Origin of the sequence: Azotobacter salinestris (genome assembly GCF_009363155.1) — a bacterium.
GTDB lineage: Bacteria > Pseudomonadota > Gammaproteobacteria > Pseudomonadales > Pseudomonadaceae > Azotobacter > Azotobacter salinestris.
Genome location: NZ_CP045302.1, coordinates 3,789,306 through 3,812,777, shown reverse-complemented (window position 1 = coordinate 3,812,777; position 23,472 = coordinate 3,789,306). Strand labels below are relative to the sequence as shown.

Below are 23,472 nucleotides of genomic sequence, written 5' to 3'. Positions count from 1 at the left end.
GGTTTTCCCAGCCGACAAAAAGGCCATCAAACACCAGCATTATGATATCAATAAGATATTATAAAGCCGCCACCATTCATCAAAAGCCGGCCTTATGATATTAATGTGATATCTAATGCCCTCCCAAAAGCCAAAAATTCCGCTTATTCCACACTGGCCAAGCAATGGCCATGGAACTTATCCAAATGCCAGCACTCTGTATGCAGCAAGAGCGGAAGACTGCTGGCAAACTGCCGGAAAAAATGCCAACGAAGTACAGGGCAAGGGAACTATCCGGAAGAAAGAATTTCTTAGGCCTGCAACAATTCGACTCCAGAATCATGAGCTCCACGGAAGGACCATAAAGCCAAAAAACCAATCAACGTAATGAATTGGATGCTGTAATGGCAAAAAGATAGCAGCCTACTGCAGTTAAAGCGGGCAATCCATGATGGACCTCCGTGGACCGCTTGAGCAGTTAAAAGCATCCCTTGAAACCTGCCTTTTAACGCCAACTTTTTTGGCGGGATAACTTATTGACTATAATTCGGCCTGCAACTTTGTCTGGAGGCCGCCGGCAACCTGACGGCTAAGGAGTTTAGTCGTCGACTTTCTGAAGCGTCATTAAATAAAGGACGAGGTGAACGCGATGCGTATCAGCATTTTTGGACTGGGTTATGTAGGCGCAGTATGCGCTGGTTGCCTTTCGGGGCGCGGGCACGAAGTGCTGGGCGTGGATATTTCCGCCGCCAAGATTGAAATGATCAACAAGGGCAAATCGCCCATTGTCGAACCGGGCCTGGAAGAACTGCTGGCCGAAGGTGTGAAGACCGGCCGTCTGCGCGGCACCACGAATGTGGCCGAAGCGGTTCTCGCCACCGACCTGTCCATGCTCTGCGTCGGCACGCCGAGCAAGTTGAACGGCGACCTGGAACTCGACTACATCGAGGAAGTGTGCCGCCAGATCGGCACCGCCCTGCGCGACAAGACCGAACGCCACACCGTGGTGGTACGCAGCACCGTGCTGCCGGGCACCGTGCACAACGTGGTCATCCCGATCCTCGAGGAGTTCTCGGGCAAGAAGGCCGGCACCGACTTCGGCGTGGCGGTCAACCCCGAGTTCCTGCGCGAGAGCACCGCGGTCAAGGACTACAACTTCCCGCCGATGACCGTGATCGGCGAACTGGACAAGGCCTCGGGCGACGCCCTGGCAGCCATCTACGCCGAACTCGACGCACCGATCGTCCGCAAGGACATCGCCGTCGCCGAGATGATCAAGTACACCTGCAACGTCTGGCACGCGACCAAGGTCACCTTCGCCAACGAGATCGGCAACATCGCCAAGGCTGCCGGCGTCGATGGCCGCGAGGTGATGGAAGTGGTCTGCATGGACAACAAGCTCAACCTGTCCCAGTACTACATGCGACCCGGTTTCGCCTTCGGCGGTTCCTGCCTGCCCAAGGACGTGAGCGCCCTCAGCTACCGCGCCCGCCAGTGGGACGTCGAGGCACCGCTGATCAGCTCGCTGATGCGCAGCAACGCCGCCCAGGTGCAGAAAGCCTACGACATGATCGACAGCCACGGCTCGCGCAAGATCGCCCTGCTCGGCCTGAGCTTCAAGGCCGGTACCGACGACCTGCGCGAGAGCCCGCAGCTCGAGCTGGCCGAAATGCTGATCGGCAAGGGCTTCAAGCTGAGCATCTTCGACAGCAACGTCGAATACGCCCGCGACCACGGGGCGAACGGCGAGTACATCAAGAACCAGATCCCCCACGTCTCCTCCCTGCTGCAGTCCGACCTGGACAAGGTCGTCGCGGAATCCGACGTCATCGTCCTTGGCAACGCCGATCCGCGCTTCGAGAAGCTGGCCAAGCAGGTACCGGCCGGCAAGAAGGTCATCGACCTGATCGGCTTCATGCCCGAGCGCACCAACGGCGCCGCCGAAGGCATCTGCTGGTAATCCGCCACCGTGTCCGCCCCACCCGGGGCGGACCTGGCAGGGCTGTGCGCACAAGAACAACAACAGCGCCGCCCGGACCGGCCCGCGAATACAGAGACGACGGATTCACGAAGATTATGGACAGGTTCAAGCATGCCCTTGGGGAAGCCACCGGCTGGCTGCTCTTCCTCAGTTTCCTGATGCTGCTGGCGCTCGCCTTGCCGCCGCAGGTGTTCGACCCGGAATCCAAGCATTTCATCATGCTGATCGGCGTGATCGGCATCTGGCGCTATTCCATGGGAGTTATTCACTTCCTGCGTGGCATGCTGTTCCTCTACGTGGTCTACCCCTACTACCGGCGCAAGGTACAGAAGCTGGGCAAGGACGCCGATCCTTCCCACGTGTTCCTGATGGTCACCAGCTTCCGCATCGATGCCCTGACCACCGGCAAGGTCTACGGCTCGGTGATCCGCGAGGCGATCAATTGCGGCTATCCGACCACCGTGGTCTGCTCGATCGTGGAAATGTCCGACGAGCTGCTGATCAAGAGCCTCTGGGAAAAGCTCACCCCCCCGGACCGGGTCAAGCTGGACTTCGTGCGCATCGCCGGCACCGGCAAGCGCGACGGCCTGGCCAACGGCTTCCGCGCCATCTCCCGGCACATGCCCGACGACAACGCGGTGGTCGCGGTGATCGACGGCGACACCGTGCTCAACGAGGGCGTGGTCCGCCAGACGGTCCCCTATTTCAAGATCTTCCCCAACATGGGTGGCCTGACCACCAACGAATTCTGCGAAGTGCTGGGCGGCTACGTCATGAGCGAGTGGCACAAGCTGCGCTTCGCCCAGCGCCACATCAACATGTGCTCGATGGCGCTGTCCCACCGCGTGCTGACCCTCACCGGGCGGATGTCGGTGTTCCGCGCGGCGGTCGTCACCGACCCCGAATTCATCATCGACGTCGAGAACGACAACCTCGACCACTGGCGCCTGGGCCGCTTCAAGTTCCTCACCGGCGACGACAAGTCCAGCTGGTTCAGCCTGATGCGCCTGGGCTACGACACCTTCTACGTGCCCGATGCCTCGATCCACACCGTCGAGCACCCGCCGGAGAAGCGTTTCGTCAAGGCCAGCCGCAAGCTGATGTTCCGCTGGTACGGCAACAACCTGCGGCAGAACTCCCGCGCCCTGAAGCTCGGCGTGCAGCGCCTGGGCTGGTTCACCTCGGTGGTGCTGTTCGATCAGCGCGTGTCCATGTGGACCAGCCTGCTCGGCCTGACCGTGGCGATCATCGGCTCCATCAAGTACAGCATCGCCATTTTCATCGCCTACCTGTTGTGGGTCTGCTCCACCCGCCTGGTCCTGACCCTGCTGCTGTCCGCCTCCGGACACCCGATCGGACCGGCCTATCCGCTGATCCTCTACTACAACCAGATCGTCGGCGCCTTGGTGAAGATCCATGTGTTCTTCCGCCTCGACCAGCAATCCTGGACGCGTCAGGACACCAAGCTCAACCGTGAACTCGCCAGCTTCCAGAGCTGGTTCAACAACTGGTCGTCAAAGGCCATGACCTTTTCAGCGACCAGCATCTTCATCGCTGTGCTGATGCTGTCGGTCTGACCGGGACTGAATGATCGAGAAGGAAGACATGCAACCATGAATACCGCGACCCTCAATGTAAATGTGGTCCACGAGTCGGAAGCGCAACGCCAACATGCGCGGGTCAAACTGCCCGGCAAGATCCGCTTCCTCGGCGCCAATCGGGAAACCATCGAACAGCGCCTGATCGACGTCTCCGCCGGCGGCTTCAGCTTCGCCAGCGGCAAGCCGGTCACCCAGCAGGGGGCCTTCCACCGCGGCAAGCTGCTGTTCCAGCTGGACAGCCTGGGCCTGGCCATGGACGTGGAGTTCCAGGTGCGCAACCTCGACCCGGAAACCGGCCGCACCGGCTGCCAGTTCCACGGCCTGGGCGCGCGCGAGATCTCCACCCTGCGCCAGCTGATCACCTCGCACCTGAGCGGCGAGCTGGTCACCGTCGGCGACGTGATCTGCACCCTGCAGCGCGACAACTTCACCAAGGCGCGCAAGGGCAAGGGCCTGGCCCAGCAGACGATGTTCGAACGCCTGCGCGCGGTCAGCTTCAGCCTGGCGATCTTCATCGTCGGCCTCGGCGCCTTCGGCCTGATCCTCAAGCAGCTCTACGACCTCTACTTCGTCACCCACGCCGAATCGGGCATGGTCAGCGTGCCCGGCATGGAAGTGACCATGCCCCGCGAAGGCACGGTGCAGAGCCTGGTCGGCCCGGACGGCCTGGTCGCCAACGGCGCGCCGATCGCCACCTTCTCCGCCTCCATGCTGGAGATGCTCAAGGGCCACCTGAGCGAGGAGCAGCTCAACCCGACCAACGTCGAGAAACTGTTCACCCGGCAGATGAAAGGCACCCTGACCAGCCCGTGCGACTGCAAGGTGGTCGCCCAGCGCGTGGCCGACGGCCAGTTCGCCTCCAAGGGCCAGGTGATCTTCGAGCTGCTGCCGCGCGACGCCGCCGCCACCGTCGAGGCCCGCTTCCGCTACCACGACTTCGCCAAGGTCAAGCCCGGCACCCAGGTCAGCTTCAGCGTGCCCGGCGAGGACCAGCCGCGCCGCGGCAAGATCATCAGCACTGCATTGCAGACCGAGGGCCTGTCCGGCGACATCCGCGTGATCATCCAGCCCGAGCAGCCCCTGGACAGTTCCCTGTCCGGCCAGCCGGTGGAAGTGGTCATCGACCGTGGCCCCTCCTACGACTGGCTGATCGACAAGGCCGTGACCGCCGGACTCTGAGAGGACGCCTCTGGTGAACCTGACCAAGCCCCTGCTGCTCACGGCGCTGGCCGGCCTGACGGCCTGCGCCAATCTCGACCTGCCCGACGAGCGTCTGGCGAAGGAAGCCCTGCAGCACGGTGACACCCAGACCGCCGAGCGGCACTTCCGCCAGCTCGCCGAGATGGGCTTCACCGACGCCCAGCTCGGCCTGGCCGACATGCAGCTGGCCAGCGGCGACCCCGAGCAGCTGCGCAAGGCGGAACAGACCTACCGCATGGCCCTGGACGCCTCGCCGCGGGCCAAGGCCCGCCTCGGCAAGCTGCTCGCCTACAAGCCGACCAGCAGCGAGGAGGAGAAGCGCGAGGCCGCGCAGTTGCTCGGCGACGCCTTTGCCGCCGGCGAGGAAGAAGGCGTGCTGCTGCCCCTGGCGATGCTCTACCTGAAGAATCCGCAGACCTTCCCGGATGTCAGCCTGCAGCAGCGCATCGACCAGTGGCGCGCCGCCGGCCATCCCCAGGCGGACATCGCGCAGATCGTGCTCTACCGCACCCAGGGCACCTACGACCAGCACCTGGACGACGTCGAGCGGATCTGCCAGCAGCGCCTGGCCGAGCACAGCGACTGCTACATCGAGCTGGCCACCGTCTACCTCAAGCGCGGCCAGAACGACCGCCTGCAGGCGCTGGTGCAGCAGCTGATGGCCGCCCAGCGCACTGGCGCCTTGCCGGCGCAGCTGGTGATGGAGGTCGCCGGCGTGCTCGCCAACCCGCTGCTCGGCCAGTCGGACGAGAAGACCGCGCGCACCATGCTCGAGGAGATCGCCCCAGCCCACCCGGCCGCCTGGGTCGCCCTGGCGCGCCTGCTCTACGACTTCCCCGGTAGCGGCGACATCGACCAGATGCTCGGCTACCTCGAGCGCGGCCGCGCCGCCGCCCAGCCGGCGGCCGACCTGCTGCTCGGCCGGCTCTACTACGAAGGCAAGCTGCTTCCCCAGGACCCCTTCAAGGCCGAGGAACACTTCATCAAGGCCCGCGCCACGGAGAACAGCGCCCACTACTACCTGGGCCAGATCTACCGCCGCGGCTTCCTCGGCGAGGTCTACCCGCAGAAGGCCGTCGACAGCCTGCTGACCGCCGCCCGCGGCGGCCAGGCGAGCGCCGACTACGCCCTCGCGCAGCTGTTCTCCCAGGGCCGCGGCATCCGCATCGACCTGGCCAACGCCTATGTCTTCGCACGCCTCGCCGTGCTCCAGGGGCGGCCGGACTCCGAGCCCCTGCTACAGGAAATCGAGGCCCTGATCACTCCTGCCGAGCGCGCTCGGGGCGAGCAGTTGCTGCATGCCGAACAGCAGGCCCGTTACGGCGCGTGGCAAGCCCCGACGCAGCTGCAAGCCATGCAAACCGAACAGGAAGCACTATGAGAAGGAAGCAAACCATAAGCGCCGGATTGGGACTGGGAGCCACCCTGCTCTGCTCTCCCCTTCTGGCAGGCCCCGTCGGCCCCGACCGCAACTTCGGCATGGAGGTGAAGATCACCGCCCAGTCCGAGGACGACCGTGACCTGGATACCCGCAACGGCGGCGACGCCGAGGGTGTCGCCCTCGACCTCAGGCCCTGGGTTTATGGCCAGCGCGGCAACTGGGGCGCGATGGTCATGCTCCAGGCGGTCGCCGGTACCGACATCGTCGAAACCGACCCGACCGATCCCAACCTCGACGACGAGGACGGCACGCCGGCAGGCTTCAGCCGCGACAGCAGCCGCGACCCGGACAAGAGCTACCTGGCCCTGCGCGAGTTCTGGATCGACTACGCCGGCCTCACCGCCTACCCCGGCGAGCACCTGCGCCTCGGTCGCCAGCGCGTACGCAGCCTGACCAACGAAGGCACTTGGTGGGACATCCACATCGAGTCGCTGAACTGGACCATGGACACCAGTCTGCTGCGCGCCCAGGCCGGCATCGCCGAGCGCTTCGACGAATACCGCACCGACCTCGACAACCTGAGCCCGGAAGACAAGGACCGCACCCACTACTTCGGCGGCCTCGACTACCAGTGGCGGCAGGGGCACTGGGCCGGCTTCAAGGTGCACCACACCAGCGACGACGGCGATCTGCCGGACAGCCAGAGCGAGGTCTACGAGGACAAGCAGAGCAAGTCCTACACCGGCGACCTGACCTGGTTGAGCGTGCACCTGGACGGCGACTTCTTCAACCATCGCTCGAGCCTGCCGATCAACTACTGGGGCGAATTCACCTGGCTGACCGGCGAGATCGACAGAAGGCACTTCGACGAGGGCGGCAATCCCGACCACTACAAGGACATCGACGTCGACGCCTGGGCCATGGACCTCGGCCTGCGCTGGAACATCAACGACCGCTGGAATGTCGGCGCGGCCTATGCCCGCGGCAGCGGCGGCGACGGCGACGACGAGTCCGAACAGTTCATGCAGACCGGCCTGCACAGCAACCGCTCCAGCTTCACCGGCCTGCAGACGCGCATCCACCGCTTCGGCGAGGCCTTCCGCGGCGAGCTGACCAACCTGCAGGTGGGCACCCTGTTCACCTCCTGGAAGCCCAACCCGAACTACGAAGCCAGCCTGATCTACCACCGCTTCTGGCGGGTCGACGACGACGAGGAGCTCGGCCAGAACGGCGTCAGCCCGTTCGACAAGGACGGCAAGGACGCCCTCAAGGCCGGCGAGAAGGACCTCGGCCAGGAAGTCGACCTGGTGATCACCCGCTACTTCAATCAGGGCATGTTGCCGGCCGGCTGGGGCAGCGAACTGGACGAGCAGTCCGCGCTGATTCGCCTGCGCAGCGGCCTGTTCTTCCCGAGCAACGCCTACGCCAGCAAGGGCGACACCACCATGCATCGTGTCTTCGTCGACATGATCTGGCGCTTTTAGGGGCTAGCGGCATGCTGAGAGGATCGAACATGAACATGCAACGAAAACCTGCATCCACCCAGCTCAAACCCCTGCTGCTCGGCGTGCTGCTGGCCACCAGCGCCTGGAGCCAGGCCGCCCCGCCGCAGGAGGCGGGGCAGTCCGCTCCCCCCAACCTGAGTTCGAAGCAGTACAGCGTCACCAGCGCCTCGATCGAGGCGCTGCATCTGGATGCCCCCAAGCTGCCCGACCTCTCCGGCTACACCCACGAGGCGGTGGAGGCCAAGATCCAGCGCAAGCCCGGCGGACGCGTCGTAGTGCGGCGCATGCTGCAGCAGGTCGCCCTGAAGGACTTCATCGGAGGCAACGAGCGCCTGCGCGAGTGGGTCACGCGCCAGCGCGGCATGCCCCATGCGATCTTCATCGAAGGCGGCTACGTCGAACTGAGCCAACTGGCCAGGCAACTGCCGGCCAGCCAGTTCGCCGAGACCACGCCGGGCGTCTACGTGGCGCGCCTGCCGATCGTCGTCGATCGCGGCGCGACCCTGCACATCGACAAGAATGTCAAGGAGCTGCGCCTTTCCGAGGAACGCGGCTCCTTCCTGGTCAACGATGGCAAGCTGTTCATCACCGACTCCAAGCTGACCGGCTGGAGCGAGAAGAACAACGCTCCATCCGGCTACCGCGGCGAGGACGTCTTCCGCCCCTTCCTGGTGTCCTGGGGCGGCACCGAAACCTATATCTCGCGCAGCACCGTCGCCAGCCTCGGCTACAACACCAGTAAGTCCTACGGCGTGAGCATCACCCAGTACACGCCGGAAATGCACAAGCGCCTCAAGCGCCCGCACCCGACCGGCTGGCTGATCGACTCGGTGTTCGAGGACATCTACTACGGCTTCTACTGCTACGAAGCCGAGGACGTGGTGCTCAAGGGCAACACCTACCGCGACAACATCGTCTACGGCATCGACCCCCACGACCGCTCGGAACGCCTGATCATCGCCGAGAACCATGTCTACGGGACGAAGAAGAAGCACGGCATCATCGTCTCGCGGGAAGTCAACAACAGCTGGATCATCAACAACCGCACCCACGACAACAAGCTGTCGGGGATCGTCCTCGACCGTAACAGCGAGCACAACCTGGTCGCCTACAACGAGGTGTACCAGAACCACTCCGACGGCATCACCCTCTACGAGAGCTCGAACAACCTCATCTGGGGCAACCGGATCGTCAACAACGCGCGCCATGGCATCCGCATGCGCAACAGCATGAACATTCGGATCTACGAGAACCTCGCCGTCGCCAACCAGTTGACCGGCATCTACGGCCACATCAAGGACCTCAGCAATACCGACCGGAACTTCAAGCTCGACCCCTTCGACACCAAGGTGTCGATGATCGTGGTCGGCGGCCAGCTGGTCGGCAACGGCTCGGCGCCGATCTCGGTGGACTCGCCGCTGAGCCTCGAGCTCTACCGCGTGGAGATGCTTGCCCCGACCAAGAGCTCCGGCCTCACCTTCACCGGCATCCTCGAGGACAAGCAGGAAGAAATCCTCGACCTGCTGGTGCGCCGCCAGAAGGCCGTGCTGATCGACCCCGTCGTCGATCCCACCCAGGCCGAGCTGTAGAACCGACGAGATTGCACCCATGAAGACCCACAACCGCAAATGGATTGGACTCTCCACGCTGGCCGCGGCGATTGCCCTGAGCTCTACCGGCGTGCGTGCCGAAACCTCCGCCGGACTGCCCGTCTACCAGGCCGAGTCCTGCTGCAACCTGTGCCCGGCCGCCGCCGACCCCAACGCCTACACCAGCAGCTACATGAAGGACTTCGTCACCCTGGTGCAGGGCAACGAGAGCGATTGGCTGTTCCGTACCCGGGAAGACCTGCGCACCGAATTCGGCACCACCCCCGAGGGCTATAGCCGGCTCAAGGCATTGCGCGACGCCTTCAAGAGCCGCGGAGTCGAGCTGGTGATCGTCTACCAGCCGACCCGCGGCATGGTGCACCGCAATAAACTGTTGCCCGCCGACTACGCCCGCTTCGACTACGACAAGGCGGTGAGGAACTTCCGGGCGACCCTGAAGCGCTTCGAGGAGCTCGGCTACTGGGTGCCCGACCTGATCCCGCTGACCGACGAGAAGGTCGAGCCGGCCTTCTATTTCCGCGGCGACCACCACTGGACCTCCTACGGCGCCGAACGCAGTGCGCGGATCGTCGCCGAAACCGTGAAGAAGATCCCCAGCTTCGCGGACATCCCGCAGAAGGAGTTCGTCACCAAGAAAGTGGGCCGCATGGGCAAGCGCGGCACCCACCACCGGGTCGCCGGCCAGTTGTGCAACACCACCTACGCCTTCGAGCACAGCGATCAGTTCTTCACCGAACCCAAGGGCGAAGGTGGTGGCAACGACCTGTTCGGCGACAGCAGCCTGCCGCAGATCACCCTGGTCGGCACCAGCCACAGCGGCACGAACTACAACTTCGCCGGCTTCCTCTCCGAATACACCGGCGCCGAAATCCTCAACGTCGCCTTCCCCGGCAGCGGCCTGGCAGGCTCGATGCTCGAATACCTGGCCAGCGAGGAATTCCAGCAGAACCCGCCGAAGATCCTCATCTGGGAGTTCTCGCCGCTCTACGACCTGGCCGAGGACAAGTTCTACCGCCAGGCGCTGGCCATGCTCGGCAATGCCTGCGAAGGCGAAAAGTCCCTGCTCGCCGGCAAGGCCACCCTGCGTCCAGGCGAGGCCGGCAAGGAAGTGCTGATCAACGGCGCCGAGCGGCTGGTCGACGCCACCAACTCCCGCCACCAGTTGGACATCCGCTTCAGCGACCCGTCGGTGAAGAAGCTGCAAGGCACCATCTGGTACATGACCGGCCGCCGCGAGCAGTTCCAGTTCGACAAGCCGGTCACCACCGAGACCAACGGCCGCTTCGCCTTCAACATGCGCGACGAGGCCGACTGGGGCGGACTCAACTTCTTCGCCATGGAAATCCAGCCGCCGGAGGGGCTCACGGAGCCCGTCGAGGTCGAGGTGCGCCTCTGCAAGCGCCACGACTACCGAGCCCCGGCCAACCTGACCGCGCGCAGCGGCAATTGAGGTCCACATGAAGACCAGACTCGCCCTCCCCTGTCTGCTCGGCAGCCTGCTGCTGAGCAGCGCCGTTCACGCCGCCAGCGCCCTGGTTCCGCCCAAGGGCTACTACGCGGCGGTGGAGATCCGCAAGGGCGAGGCCCAGGCCTGTCCGGTGGTGCCCGAGCCCTACACCGGCGAGCTGGTCTTCCGCAGCAAGTACGAAGGCTCGGACTCGGCCCGCTCGACCCTCAACAAGGCGGCGGAAAAGGCCTTCCGTGCCAAGACCAAACCGATCACCGAGATCGAGCGCGGCGTCAGCCGGATGGTCATGCGCTACATGGAGAAGGGCCGCGCCGGCGACCTGGAGTGCGCCCTGACCTGGCTGGACGCCTGGGCCGAGGACGACGCGCTGCTGTCCACCGAGTACAACCACACCGGCAAGTCCATGCGCAAATGGGCCCTCGGCAGCCTGGCCGGCGCCTACCTGCGCCTGAAGTTCTCCAGCTCGCAACCGCTGGCGGCCTATCCGGAACAGGCGAAGCGCATCGAGTCCTGGTTCGCCAGGCTGGGCGATCAGGTGATCAAGGACTGGAACGACCTGCCGCTCAAGCAGATCAACAACCACTCCTACTGGGCGGCCTGGTCGGTCATGGCCGCCGGCGTGGCAACCAATCGCCGCCCGTTGTTCGACTGGGCGGTCGAACAGTTCCGCATCGCCGCCGGGCAGGTTGATCCAGAGGGCTTCCTGCCCAACGAGCTCAAGCGTCGCCAGCGTGCCCTCGCCTACCACAACTACAGCCTGCCGCCCCTGATGATGATCGCCGCCTTCGCCCAGGCCAACGGCGTCGACCTGCGCGGCGCCAACGAGGGCGCCCTGGGCCGCCTGGCCAGCAATGTGCTGGCCGGCGTCGAGGCCCCCGAGCCGTTCGCCGAGCGGGCCGGCGACGAGGAGCAAGACATGGAGGATCTGGAGACCGACGCCAAGTTCTCCTGGCTGGAACCCTACTGCGCGCTCTACGCCTGCTCCTCCCCCCTGCGGGAAAGGAAGACCGAGATGGGACCGTTCAAGAATTTCCGCCTGGGCGGCGACGTGACCCGGATCTTCGATCCGGCCGAGAAGTCGCCCGGATCGACCGTCGGCAAGCGCAACTAGCGCGGGCCCCGACGTCGCCCTGCAGCCGGCAGTCAGTCCGTCGCCGGCCGCCACGCCCCTCCGGGCCGGGCGGGATGCCCCGAAATGCGCAAGAGACGCAGCCGGGAACGGACCTCTTCGGGAATTTCCGGGGGAGAGGCCGGGCTCATAGAAGAGCCTGAACAATTGGTGCTACGAGCGAGACACGGGTAATGGTGTTTTCATCCAACGTCTTTTTGTTTCTATTCTTGCCGCTGTTTCTCGGGCTGTATTACCTGAGCCCGGCGCGCTATCGGAACCTGCTGATTCTGATCGGCAGCTATACCTTCTATGCCTGGTGGCGGGTCGACTTCCTCCTGCTGTTCATGGCGGTCACCCTCTGGAACTACGTGTTCGGCCTGCGCATCTTCGCCGCCGGCGTGCGTAGCCCGGCAGCCAGGCGCTGGCTGGCCTGGGGCGTGGTGGGCAACCTGGCCACCCTGGGCTACTTCAAGTACGCCAACTTCGGCGTGGCCAACATCAATGCCGTCCTCGAGGCGGCCGGGATGGAGCCGTTCGTGATCACCCACGTGATCCTGCCGATCGGCATCTCCTTCTACATCTTCCAGTCGATCAGCTATCTGATCGATGTGTACCGCGCCGATACCGAACCGACGGAGAACCTGATCAACTTCGCGGCGTTCATCGCCCTGTTCCCGCAGCTGATCGCAGGCCCCGTGCTGCGCTACAAGGACCTGGCCGACCAGTTCATCGAGCGCACCCACAGCATGGAGAAGTTCTCCGAAGGCGCCAGCCGCTTCATGCAGGGTTTCGTCAAGAAGGTGTTCATCGCCGACAGCCTGGCCCCGCTGGTCGACCACTGCTTCGCCCTGGCGAACCCCAGCACCGGCGACGCCTGGCTCGGCGCCCTGGCCTATACCGCCCAGCTGTACTTCGACTTCTCCGGCTACAGCGACATGGCCATCGGCCTCGGCCTGATGATGGGCTTCCGCTTCATGGAGAACTTCAACCAGCCCTACATCAGCCAGTCGATCACCGAGTTCTGGCGCCGCTGGCACATCAGTCTGTCCACCTGGCTGCGCGACTACCTCTACGTGCCGCTGGGCGGCAACCGCCACGGCACCTTCAATACCTACCGCAACCTGCTGCTGACCATGCTGCTCGGCGGCTTCTGGCACGGCGCCAACTGGACCTTCATGGTCTGGGGCGCCTGGCATGGCACCTGGCTGGCGCTCGAGCGCGCCATGGGCGTCAACGCCGCGCCGAAGAGCCTCAACCTGTCGCGCTGGGCCTTCACCCTGCTGCTGGTGATGATCGGCTGGGTGGTCTTCCGCGCCGAGAACCTCGACGTGGCCTGGCGCATGTACGTCGCCATGTTCAGCTTCGGCGACTGGAGCCTGTCCGAGCTGAACAGCGCGCAGCTGACCAGCCTGCAGATCGCCACCCTGCTGCTCGCCTGGCTGGTGATCGGCTTCTTCGGCATCCGCCAGTTCCGCGCCCAGCCGCTCGGCGGCGCGCCCAGGACCCAGCCGGAGCCCGGTGCGAACCTCGCCTACTCGGCGGACGGCGCACTGGTCTATCAGCAATCCGGGCTCGACGCCCTGGCGAGCGCGGCTACCCGCGTGGCCCTGCTGCTGCTGTTCGCCGCCTCGGTGCTGAAACTCTCGGCACAGAGTTTCTCGCCTTTCCTCTACTTCCAGTTTTGAAGAGGAGTCCGTCATGAACCGAACCTCCAACCTGCTTTATGCCGGCACCTTCATCGGCGGCCTGGTTGCGCTCAGCCTGTGGTCGGTCAAGGGCGCCGTGGATTTCTCCGCCGCCGACAACACGCCGATCCTCAACGGCAAGCTGGCCCTGAACTTCGAGAAGCACTACGACGCCGAATTCCCGATCAAGCGGATCGGCACCAACCTCTGGGCCGCACTGGACTTCAGCCTGTTCGGCGAAGGCCGTCCCGGCGTGGTGATCGGCGCGAACCAGTGGCTGTTCAGCGACGAGGAGTTCAAGCCCACCGCTGCCGCCGCGAACAACATCATGGACAACCAGGCGCTGATCCAGGGCGTGCGCGAAACCCTGGCGCGGCACAACGTGCAACTGGTGATGGCGATCCTGCCGGCCAAGGCGCGCCTGTACCCGGAATACTTCGGCGAGCAGCGCCCGGCGCCCCTGCACGAGCAGCTCTACCAGAACTTCCGCCAGGCTGTGGCCGATGCCGGCATCCAGGCGCCAGACCTGCTTGGCCCGCTGCAAAAGGCCAAGACCGAGGCCCAGGTGTTCCTGCGCACCGATACCCACTGGACGCCCTACGGCGCCCAGGTGGTCGCCGGCCAGCTGGCCACGGCAATCAAGCCGAGCGGCCTGCTCCCGGAAAGCGGCAGCGTCTACGTCACCGAAACCCTGCCGGCCGGTCCGCACAAGGGCGACCTGACCAACTTCCTGCCGCTCGACCCGCTGTTCGAGGAATTGCTGCCGCCGCCGGACCAACTGGTCCGGCATAGCACCCGGCCGCAGGAGGAGCAGGCTACCGGCGCGGACGATCTGTTCGCCGACAACCAGGTACCGGTGGCCCTGGTCGGCACCAGCTACAGCGCCGACGAGCGCTGGAACTTCGCCGGCGCGCTGCGCCAGGCGCTCGGCAGCGACCTCGTGAACTTCGCCGAGGACGGCCGCGGGCCGATCCTGCCGATGCTCAAGTTCCTGCAGAGCGACGACTTCAAGAACGCACCGCCGCGCCTGGTGATCTGGGAATTCCCCGAACGCTACCTGCCGACGGCCTACGACCTGAGCGAGTTCGACGCCGACTGGATCGCCCAGCTCAAGGCCGCTGGACGCCAGGACAAGCAACTGGCCGGCAATACCACTACCCCGCAGAGCGCGCGCCGCTGAGCGCGCGTCCGCCGATTCGCCAAGGAGTAATGCAATGACCCGACTGCATCGCAAACACCACCTCACCCTCGGCCTGAGCCTGCTGCTCGGCCTCGCCGGCTCCCAGGCCCAAGGCGGGGATGGCGCGCTCTACGAGGCCGTGGCGCCCAAGGGCTCGGCCTTCGTGCGGCTCTACAACGCCGGCAACCAGGAGGCCAGCGCCAGCGTCGGCAGCGTATCGCTGGAGGATGTCTCGCCGCTGGCCAGCAGCGGCTTCGAATACCTGCCGGCCGGCCAGTACAGCGCCCGCATCGGTGCCCACAGCCTGCCGGTGAACCTGTCGGCCGAGCACTATTACACGCTGGTGACGCAAGCCGGCGCAGCCCCGCAGCTGGTCGAGGAGCCGGCTTTCAAGAGCAAGCAGAAGGCCATGCTGCGGGTACAGAACCTCTCCGACAAGCCGCTGACCCTGAAGACGGCCGACGGCAAGACGGAAGTGGTGAAGAGCGTGGCGCCCCAGGGGCGGGGCGACCGCGAGATCAATCCGGTGAAAGCCAGCCTGGCGTTGTTCGACGGCGAACGCAAGGTCGCCGATCTCAAGCCGGTCAGTCTGGCCCGGGGAGAAATCGTCTGTCTGTATGTGACGGGCTCTGCGAACCAGATCAATCCCGTCTGGGTCAAACCCCCGGTGAAAGAGTGAGTTGTCCGTCACAAACTCCATGCAAGACCAGTGCGGAACACCTAAGCAGGGATCCAGCGATAACGGCAGTACCCCCATTTCCAAAGGAGAACAACCCATGATTCCGGTGATCTTGTCAGGCGGCAGCGGCTCGCGTCTTTGGCCCCTCTCCCGCAAGCAGTATCCCAAGCAGTTCCTCGCCCTGACCAGCGAGCGGACGCTTTTCCAGCAGACCCTGCAGCGCCTGAACTTCGAAGGCATGCAGAAGCCGATCGTGGTCTGCAACCAGGAGCACCGCTTCATCGTCAAGGAGCAGCTCGAGGCCGTCGACCTGCACGTGCAGGGCCTGCTGCTCGAGCCCTTCGGCCGCAACACCGCGCCGGCCATCGCCCTGACCGCCATGAAGCTGCTCGCCGAAGGTCGTGACGAACTGCTGCTGATCCTCCCGGCCGACCACGTGCTGGCCGACCAGCAGGCCTTCCAGCAGTCCATCAAGGTGGCTGCCCAGGCCGCGGAGATGGGTGAACTGGTACTGTTCGGCATCCCGGCTCACCGTCCGGAAACCGGCTACGGCTACATCAAGTGCGATCTCGCCGTGCAGGGCGCCCTGCCCGAAGGGGCCAATCGCGTCCTGCAGTTCGTCGAGAAGCCGGATCTCGCCCGCGCCAAGGAGTTCGTCGAATCCGGCAACTACTTCTGGAACAGCGGCGTCTTCCTGTTCCGCGCCAGCCGCTTCCTCGAGGAGCTGAAGGAGCACGACCCGGACATCTACGACAACTGCCTGCTGACCCTGGAGCGCAGCGAGCAGCACAACGACGAGCTGAAGATCGATCCGGCCAGCTTCGCCTGCTGCCCGGACAACTCCATCGACTATGCGGTGATGGAGAAGACCCGCCATGCCTGCGCCGTGCCGCTGTGCGCCGGCTGGAGCGACGTCGGTTGCTGGGCCTCGATCTGGGAAGTGCACGACAAGGACGAGAACGGCAACGTCACCAAGGGCGACGTGATCCTCCACGACACCCACAACAGCCTGGTGCACGGCAACGGCAAGCTGGTCACCGTGATCGGCCTGGACAACGTGGTGGTGGTGGAGACCAAGGACGCCACCATGGTGGTCCACAAGGACCGCGTTCAGGACGTCAAGAAGCTGGTCAAGACCCTCGACGACCGGGGCCGTCCGGAAAGCCAGAACCACCGCCTGGTCTACCGCCCCTGGGGCGCCTACGACTCGGTGGACATGGGCAACCGCCACCAGGTCAAGCGCATCACCGTCAAGCCGGGCGCCAGCCTCTCGCTGCAGAAGCACCACCACCGTGCCGAACACTGGATCGTGGTGTCCGGCACCGCCCAGGTGACCTGCGACGAGAAGACCTTCGTGCTCACCGAGAACCAGTCGACCTACATCCCGGTCGCCGCCGTGCACCGCCTGACCAACCCCGGCAAGATCCCGCTGGAGATCATCGAGGTGCAGTCCGGCAGCTACCTGGGCGAGGACGACATCGAGCGTCTCGAGGACGTCTACGGCCGCACCGAGGGCGCCCAGAGCCGCTCCGTGGCTGGCTGACCCGCCCCTCCGGACGACTCGCAGGCGTCCGGTCCTCCTTCTCCGCCGGGCAATCCGGCGGATACGGCCCCCGCCGTGATCAGGCGGGCGGGCTCTCCCCAGGGTCTGTTGACGTTTTGCCGTGAGCCGCGCTGCCGCGCCAAATGCCGCCAGGTCGGGCCGCGTTCGGCAAGGCGCGGGTCGCCGGCAATGGTCATTCCCTTGCCAAGACCCGCAACGCCGCATGGCGGCATTTGCCGCGCAGCCTCGGCGGCCCCACCCGAAGGGACGGGGCCCGTTTGGCGCAGCACGGCATCGCTCGTCGTTCATTTGGAATGACCAAACCTCTCTCCTCGTTCCTTATTCTGCGCCAAACGGGCCGCCGTCGCGGCCTACGCCAAAACGTCAACAGACCCTAGAATGGCCTGTAGCACCCTGCTCCGAGGCCGCCCATGTCCCTTCTCCGCGTCGCGTGCCCATGCTGATCGGCGCCCTGCTCCTGCTCGTCTGGCTGGCCCTGCTGCTGCGCTACCCCGACAAGGTCGCGACGGTTTCCCTCGCCGCCGCGTTCGGCGTGGCGCTGATCGCCGCCGGCACCCTGTGGCAGGAGCGGCGCACCGCGCAGCACCTCGCCCAGCTGGAGCTCACGCTGCGCCACGCCCCTGGCGAGTGCCCCGCCGACCGCCCGCTGGCGGCGCACCTGCACAACGGCAGCCGCCTGCCGCTGCTGGAGCTGCGCTGGCGGATCGCCGCCCATGCCCCCGGCGACAGCGTCGACCTGAGCGAGGACCGCTACGACATGCCGCACTACAGCACCTCCAGCCCTCTCCCGCCGGGCAGCGACTGGCACGCCTGCCTGCCCCTGCCTGCACTGCGCCATGGCTACCGGGCGCAGACCCTGGAGTTCCACGCCGAACGCCTGGACGGCCGTTTCGCCGACTGAGCCGCCGGCCCCTCCCGTCCCGCGCCCGGCCGTCGAGGCTGCCCAACGCGCTTCGCTGTGAGAGAATCGACGGTTTCCATCCATTTTCCAGTGCCCATGTACAGCCTCTCCCACCCCTTGCAGCGCCCGCCACGGCAGGGTCGCTGATGCAGCCCGATCTCCTCCGGATGCGCCAGGAAGACTGGCGCGACCAGTTCGACCCCGGCACCCTGCAGCGCGGCCAGGACTACGCCTCCCAGGGACGCTGCACCCTGCTGCAGGTCGCCCCGCACGAAATCGACGCCAGTTGCCGGGGCTCGGTGACCCGCCGCTACCGCCAGCACATCCACCTGCAGCGCCAGGCCGGCAGCTGGCGCATCGAGGGCAGCTGCAGCTGCCCGGTGGGATACAACTGCAAGCATGTGGTGGCGGCCCTGCTCACCCTGCAGCGCCAGTCGCCACCGCCCGCCGGACCGAGGGCGGCGTTGCCCGAGCGGCGGATCGACGACCTCGAGCCCGTCCCCCAGCTGACCCTCGGCAGCCATGTGCGCATGCACTACGACGCGCGCAAGGGACGCATGGTGGAGCAGACCCAGCACCGCGCGGCGCTGACCTTCCGCTATGGCGAGCAACTGACCTTCGGCAAGCCGGCCAAGGACCTGCTGGTGCCCGGCGCCACGGAAATCCTGCGCATCCGCCGCCATCCCGAGAGTGAGGCGCGCCATCGGCAGACCCTCGCCGCCCAGGGCTTCCACATCGCCCTGCGCAAGAGCGAGGCCCTGCCGGAGACGGCCGGCGAGCTGCTCGAACTGCTCGACGACGACAGCTGGCTGCACTGGGTGCGCTGCGACCTGCCGCGGCTGCGCGAGCAGGGCTGGCACATCGAGATGCGCCCGGACTTCCACTACAACCTGCTGGACATCGACGACTGGTACCTGCAGCTGGAGCCGGCTGCCGACCAGGACTGGTTCGATCTGGAGATGGGCATCGAGGTGCAGGGCCAGCGCCTCAGCCTGCTGCCGATCCTGCTCCACGCCATCCGCCACAGCCCCTGGCTGCTGACCCCGGAGGTCCTGGCCCGGCGCGCCGACGACGAGCTGCTGCTGATGCCGGTATCGCGTGCTCCGGGCACCAGCCAGCGCGTCGCCCTGCCCTTCGGCCGCCTCCGTCCGCTTTTGGCCAGCCTCGGCGAACTGTTCTTCCAGAGCCCGGACGAGGCCCCGCAGCGCCTGCGCCTGGCGCGCCCCGACGCAGCCCGGCTGGCCGCCCTGGAGACGGAACTGCCGCTGCACTGGCAGGGCGGCGAGGCGCTGCGCGCCTTCGCCCGGCGCCTGCGCGACCTGCCGCAACAGCCGGTCAGCGCCCCCGCCGGCCTGCAGGCCGAGCTGCGCCCCTACCAACTGCAGGGCCTGGCCTGGCTGCAGACGCTCCGCGAGCTGCAGGTCGGCGGCGTGCTGGCCGACGACATGGGCCTGGGCAAGACCCTGCAGACCCTGGCGCACATCCTGCTGGAGAAGGAATCCGGGCGCCTCAGCGCGCCGGCGCTGATCGTCATGCCGACCAGCCTGATCCCCAACTGGCAGGACGAGGCCGCGCGCTTCGCCCCCGGCCTGCGTGTGCTGGCCCTGCACGGCCCGCGGCGCAGCGCCCTGTTCGAGGAGATGGGCAGCGCCGACCTGCTGCTGACCAGCTATGCCCTGCTCTCCCGGGATCTCAAGGCCCTGGCCCGCCAGCCCTACCACCTGCTGATCCTCGACGAGGCGCAGAACATCAAGAACCCGCGCAGCAAGGCCGCCCAGGCGGCGCGGGAACTGAACGCCCGGCATCGCCTGTGCCTGACCGGAACGCCGATGGAAAACCACCTGGGCGAACTCTGGTCGCTGTTCCACCTGTTGATGCCCGGCTGGCTGGGCGATCAGCAGGCCTTCAAGCGGGACTACCGCGTCCCCATCGAGAAGCACGGCGACCTCGCCCGCCTGAACCACCTCAAGGCCCGGGTGCGCCCCTTCCTGCTGCGCCGGACCAAGGAGCAGGTGGCCCCCGAGCTGCCGCCCAAGAGCGAGATCACCCAGTACCTGGAGCTGACCGAGGCGCAGCGCGACCGCTACGAGGCCCTGCGCCTGGCGATGGACCGCAAGATCCGTGCGGAGATCGAGCGCCAGGGCCTGGCGCGCAGCCAGCTGTTGATTCTCGAGGCCCTGCTGCGCCTGCGCCAGGTGTGCTGCGACCTGCGCCTGCTCGACGACGAGGCGGCGGCCGACTGCAAGGCCGCCGACTCCGCCAAGCTGAGCGCGCTGCTGCCGATGCTCGAGGAACTGTTCGCCGAGGGCCGGCGCGTGCTGCTGTTCTCCCAGTTCACCGGCGTGCTCGAGCTGATCGCCGCGGAACTGAAGGCGCGCAAGATCCCCTATGCCCAACTGACCGGTGCCACCCGCGACCGTCGCACGCCGGTGGAGGAATTCCAGGCTGGCCGGCTGCCGGTGTTCCTGATCAGCCTGAAGGCCGGCGGCGCCGGGCTGAACCTGACCGCCGCCGACACCGTGATCCATTTCGATCCCTGGTGGAATCCGGCTGCCGAGGCCCAGGCCAGCGACCGCGCCTACCGCATCGGCCAGGACAAGCCGGTGTTCGTCTACCGGCTGATCGCCCGCGGCAGCGTCGAGGAGAAGATCCAGCAACTGCAGAAAGCCAAGGCCGAACTGGCCCATGGCCTGCTGGAAGGCGCCGTCCAGGGCGACTGGAGAATGGAAGAGGAAGATATCGCCGCGCTGTTCGCGCCGCTGGAGTAGCAGGCGGAAGGCCTTGAGGCGTGCATCCCTGCACGCTCCCCGCCGCCCGGGCGGGATGGGCTCCGCTCGGCGCGCCCCGCTCACTCGGTCGTGGCGGTGGCCTTTTCCTTGGGCATCAGGAAGCGCCGGCGCATCGACGACGGGCTGTCCGACTTCTCGGACGGGAAGCGCGAGGAGGCGTAGCGCACCACCAGGTTGGACAGGGCCAGCAGCAGGATCGCCCCGGACACGATCACCACACCCCAGGTGGGTGTGTGGTTGTGGGAAATGTCGCCGATCATCAGGCGGGTCAGCGCGGTGATCGCCACATAGATGAGGAAGCGGATCGGCATGTGGTTGGTCTTGAAGTAGATCCCCACCATGGCGCCGAGTTCGAGATAGATGAACAGCAGGAGGATATCGTCGATGCTGATATGCCCCTTCGCCACCATGTCGAAGAAGGCATGCACCGCGGCCCAGGCCGTCACACCGCCGATGGCGAACAGCGCCATGTAGTGGAAACCCTCCACCAGCAGGTTGCCCAGCGACTCGGCCAGCCCATGCATGTGCTGCCGCAACTCTTCAGCTTTTTCGATCTTCAATTTACAGCCCTCGCGTAAGCGCCCGTCGGAGACGGCCCGGCAGGCGACCTTGAATGGATGCATGGAACATGCATGAAGCAGACCAGATATCTCATCGAATCCGTAGGGGCATTATCAACAGCTCGACGCCGAAACGCACTAGCACATGTTTTGCAAATCGTCGAAGCCAACTCAAGGACAAAGGCCGGTACAATAGTCGCATCTGGTCGGCTGACGCGAACTTGCTCCACGGCTGCCTGTCCATTCGTTCATCAGACACTCGTGCAGGAAGTACGCCCATGGATAGCCCTTTTCAGACCATCAGCCAGGCTTTCCAGGCGGAATACAACGTCAATTTCTGCGTGAACGGCCCGGACGGCAGCATTCTGATGACGCTTTCCGACGACACGGGCATCGCCCTGCGCCACCTCATCGAGGCCGAGCAATGGCGCGACCCGCAGCGCCTGCAGGGCTGCATCGCGGCAGTGAAGGGAGAGCTGGCGGGCTGGAAATAAGGCCAGCCCCCCGCTTGCCGCTCTCCCCCGGCGCGACAAGCCAGGTCCGAACCGCCTGTCCCGAACGGCCCATACGGCACCGGCACAACAGAAACGGTGATACGTGGCCGGCTGAACCATTCGACATGTCATGTCGGCGAAGGCAGCAGCCCGACGCCTTCAAGCCTTCCCGAGTCGAGGCTGGCCAAAAACCTCCAGGCGCCGACCTACACTTGTCCATGGGCGCACCTTCAACAGAATGGCGCCCGGTCATTGGTCAAGATCCAACTGGAATGGATGACAAATATTCACTTGGCATCAGTGAGTCACTGCGGCCTGGAGACAATCCATGTTCGTCTCGCTCCGTCGATTCGGTGTGTTGATCGTCACAGCCCTCACTCTGCTCGCCACATCGGCCCTTGCGCTGGACACCGTCAAATTCATGGTCCCCGGTCCAACCGGCGGTGGTTATGACCAGACCGCCCGCATATTGGGCAAGGCCTTGATCGAGGCCAAGGCGGCAAAGGCGGTCACCTTCGAGAACAAGGGAGGCGCCGGAGGAACGCTCGGGTTGGCGCAATTCGCCAACAGCACCCGGGGCAACCCGAATGCCCTGCTCATCGTCGGCGCGGTCATGGTCGGTGCCGTGGTCCAGAACAGGCCACCGATCACCCTGGAGAAGGTGACGCCGATCGCACGGCTTTTCCACGAATACAACGTGATCGCCGTGCGCAAAGCCTCTCCCTACAAGACGCTGGACGACCTGCTGGCCGAACTCGAGGCCAACCCGTCCAACGTCAAATGGGCTGGCGGATCCAAGGGTTCGGTGGATCACATCGGAATCGCCGAATTGGCGGGCAAGCTGAACATCCCGATCGACAAGGTGAACTACATCGCCTTCGGCGGAGGGGGCGAAGCCGTCGCGGCGGCCCTCGGAGGCCATGTCACGGCGATCACCGGCGGCTATGCCGAGCTTTCGAAATACATCGAGTCCGGTCAGTTCCGCGTCCTCGCCGTCGGCTCGCCCAGCCGCATTGCCGGTGTCGATGCACCGACGCTCAAAGAGCGGGGACTGGACATGACCATCGGCAATTGGCGCGGTGTCTATGGCGCAGCCGACCTCACGCCGGCACAACGCCGGGAAGTGACCGACGCCGTTCTGGCCGCCACCAGCACAAACCTGTGGAAAGAAAGTCTTCAAACCAATGCCTGGCTACCCGGCTTCATCAGCGGGGATGACTTTGCCAAGTTCGTCGAAGATGAGCACTCTCGCCTGCGCGACATGCTGATCAAGGTCGGTCTGCTCTGATATGACCCGTCCTCGAAAAGTATGCCCGGCACAGCTGGCGGTCGGCGCAAGTCTCATCCTCATGAGTGCGGCATTGGCGATCGGCGCATCCCGCTTTCCTGCGGAGAAGGGGTTCACCGTCCTGGGGGCGCACGTCTATCCCTATGCCGTGGCAGTGTTTCTGGGGATCGTGGGTGTGTCGATAAGCCTTCAGGCCATCGGCGGTGGCTTCCGAGAGCCTGCATACGACAGCGGCAGAGTTACCAAGGCCCTGCCCGGCGGCAAGACGGGAGCCTGCTGGGTTACCGCGGGCCTTGCGATCTGTGCCCTGCTCATCACGCATATCGGGTTCGTGCTGGCTGCGGCGCTGCTGTTCGCCTGCTCGGCACATGGGTTCGGCAGTCGCCGTCCGGCACGGGACTTCGCCATCGGCATCGCCCTGGCACTACCGGTCTACTGGCTTTTCAGCATCGGGCTTGGGGTTTCCCTTCCGCCTCTCGTCAATGCCTGGATTTGA

Annotated in this window: 18 protein-coding genes; 17 read left to right on the top strand and 1 reads right to left on the bottom strand. The window is 65.4% G+C overall.

The window, feature by feature from the left end; all coding sequences use genetic code 11:
- Positions 1 to 628: 628 nt before the first annotated feature.
- The 14 genes from GCU53_RS17835 to GCU53_RS17765 all read left to right on the top strand — a co-directional run bounded on the left by GCU53_RS17835 (position 629) and on the right by GCU53_RS17765 (position 20,613).
- Complete coding sequence (locus GCU53_RS17835; RefSeq protein ID WP_152388787.1) at positions 629 to 1,939, top strand: nucleotide sugar dehydrogenase; 1,311 nt, start codon at positions 629 to 631, stop codon at positions 1,937 to 1,939.
- A 116-nt stretch (positions 1,940 to 2,055) separates the two neighbouring features.
- Positions 2,056 to 3,537 carry a mannuronan synthase gene (gene alg8 / locus GCU53_RS17830; protein WP_152388786.1) on the top strand — a complete coding sequence of 494 codons (1,482 nt, stop codon included), beginning with the start codon at positions 2,056 to 2,058 and terminating at the stop codon, positions 3,535 to 3,537.
- 36 nt (positions 3,538 to 3,573) lie between these two features.
- Positions 3,574 to 4,740, top strand: coding sequence for an alginate biosynthesis protein Alg44 (locus tag GCU53_RS17825; protein ID WP_152388785.1), 1,167 nt, complete (start codon positions 3,574 to 3,576; stop codon positions 4,738 to 4,740).
- 13 nt (positions 4,741 to 4,753) lie between these two features.
- Complete coding sequence (locus GCU53_RS17820; RefSeq protein WP_152388784.1) at positions 4,754 to 6,142, top strand: sel1 repeat family protein; 1,389 nt, start codon at positions 4,754 to 4,756, stop codon at positions 6,140 to 6,142.
- Entirely contained in the window at positions 6,139 to 7,626 is a 1,488-nt protein-coding gene (locus GCU53_RS17815; RefSeq protein WP_152388783.1) for an alginate export family protein, read from the top strand. Before GCU53_RS17820 ends, GCU53_RS17815 begins: the two co-directional genes overlap by 4 nt.
- Positions 7,627 to 7,661: 35 nt before the next feature.
- Positions 7,662 to 9,236: a mannuronan 5-epimerase AlgG gene (gene algG / locus GCU53_RS17810; RefSeq protein WP_208845523.1), complete on the top strand. Its 1,575-nt coding sequence runs from the start codon at positions 7,662 to 7,664 to the stop codon at positions 9,234 to 9,236.
- A gap of 19 nt (positions 9,237 to 9,255) precedes the next feature.
- Positions 9,256 to 10,707 carry an alginate O-acetyltransferase AlgX-related protein gene (locus GCU53_RS17805; protein ID WP_152388781.1) on the top strand — a complete coding sequence of 484 codons (1,452 nt, stop codon included), beginning with the start codon at positions 9,256 to 9,258 and terminating at the stop codon, positions 10,705 to 10,707.
- A 7-nt stretch (positions 10,708 to 10,714) separates the two neighbouring features.
- Complete coding sequence (locus tag GCU53_RS17800; RefSeq protein ID WP_152388780.1) at positions 10,715 to 11,836, top strand: mannuronate-specific alginate lyase; 1,122 nt, start codon at positions 10,715 to 10,717, stop codon at positions 11,834 to 11,836.
- Positions 11,837 to 12,027: 191 nt separating this feature from the next.
- Positions 12,028 to 13,521, top strand: coding sequence for an MBOAT family O-acyltransferase (locus tag GCU53_RS17795; protein ID WP_152388779.1), 1,494 nt, complete (start codon positions 12,028 to 12,030; stop codon positions 13,519 to 13,521).
- A 13-nt stretch (positions 13,522 to 13,534) separates the two neighbouring features.
- Complete coding sequence (locus GCU53_RS17790; RefSeq protein ID WP_152388778.1) at positions 13,535 to 14,701, top strand: alginate O-acetyltransferase; 1,167 nt, start codon at positions 13,535 to 13,537, stop codon at positions 14,699 to 14,701.
- 34 nt (positions 14,702 to 14,735) lie between these two features.
- Positions 14,736 to 15,380 (top strand): alginate O-acetyltransferase AlgF, encoded by a 645-nt coding sequence (locus GCU53_RS17785; RefSeq protein ID WP_152388777.1) that lies wholly within the window; start codon positions 14,736 to 14,738, stop codon positions 15,378 to 15,380.
- Positions 15,381 to 15,477: 97 nt separating this feature from the next.
- Positions 15,478 to 16,923 carry a mannose-1-phosphate guanylyltransferase/mannose-6-phosphate isomerase gene (locus GCU53_RS17780; protein WP_152388776.1) on the top strand — a complete coding sequence of 482 codons (1,446 nt, stop codon included), beginning with the start codon at positions 15,478 to 15,480 and terminating at the stop codon, positions 16,921 to 16,923.
- A gap of 457 nt (positions 16,924 to 17,380) precedes the next feature.
- The gene (locus GCU53_RS17770; protein ID WP_152388775.1) at positions 17,381 to 17,845 is read left to right on the top strand and encodes a multidrug transporter; all 465 of its coding nucleotides are present in this window, start codon (positions 17,381 to 17,383) and stop codon (positions 17,843 to 17,845) included.
- Between the two features lie 146 nt (positions 17,846 to 17,991).
- Entirely contained in the window at positions 17,992 to 20,613 is a 2,622-nt protein-coding gene (locus GCU53_RS17765) for a DEAD/DEAH box helicase (protein WP_152388774.1), read from the top strand.
- A gap of 80 nt (positions 20,614 to 20,693) precedes the next feature.
- Here GCU53_RS17765 and GCU53_RS17760 read toward each other — a convergent pair whose 3' ends face one another.
- On the bottom strand, positions 20,694 to 21,194 hold the full coding sequence (locus GCU53_RS17760) for a phosphate-starvation-inducible protein PsiE (protein WP_152389950.1): 501 nt from the start codon (positions 21,192 to 21,194) through the stop codon (positions 20,694 to 20,696).
- 278 nt (positions 21,195 to 21,472) lie between these two features.
- Here GCU53_RS17760 and GCU53_RS17755 point away from each other — a divergent pair, with 278 nt between their 5' ends.
- The 3 genes from GCU53_RS17755 (at position 21,473) to GCU53_RS17745 (ending at position 23,472) form a co-directional block, all read left to right on the top strand.
- Complete coding sequence (locus tag GCU53_RS17755; protein ID WP_152388773.1) at positions 21,473 to 21,688, top strand: DUF3509 domain-containing protein; 216 nt, start codon at positions 21,473 to 21,475, stop codon at positions 21,686 to 21,688.
- A 328-nt stretch (positions 21,689 to 22,016) separates the two neighbouring features.
- Positions 22,017 to 22,976, top strand: a complete 960-nt coding sequence (locus GCU53_RS17750; protein WP_152388772.1) for a Bug family tripartite tricarboxylate transporter substrate binding protein — start codon at positions 22,017 to 22,019, stop codon at positions 22,974 to 22,976.
- A 1-nt stretch (position 22,977) separates the two neighbouring features.
- Positions 22,978 to 23,472, top strand: coding sequence for a tripartite tricarboxylate transporter TctB family protein (locus GCU53_RS17745; protein ID WP_152388771.1), 495 nt, complete (start codon positions 22,978 to 22,980; stop codon positions 23,470 to 23,472).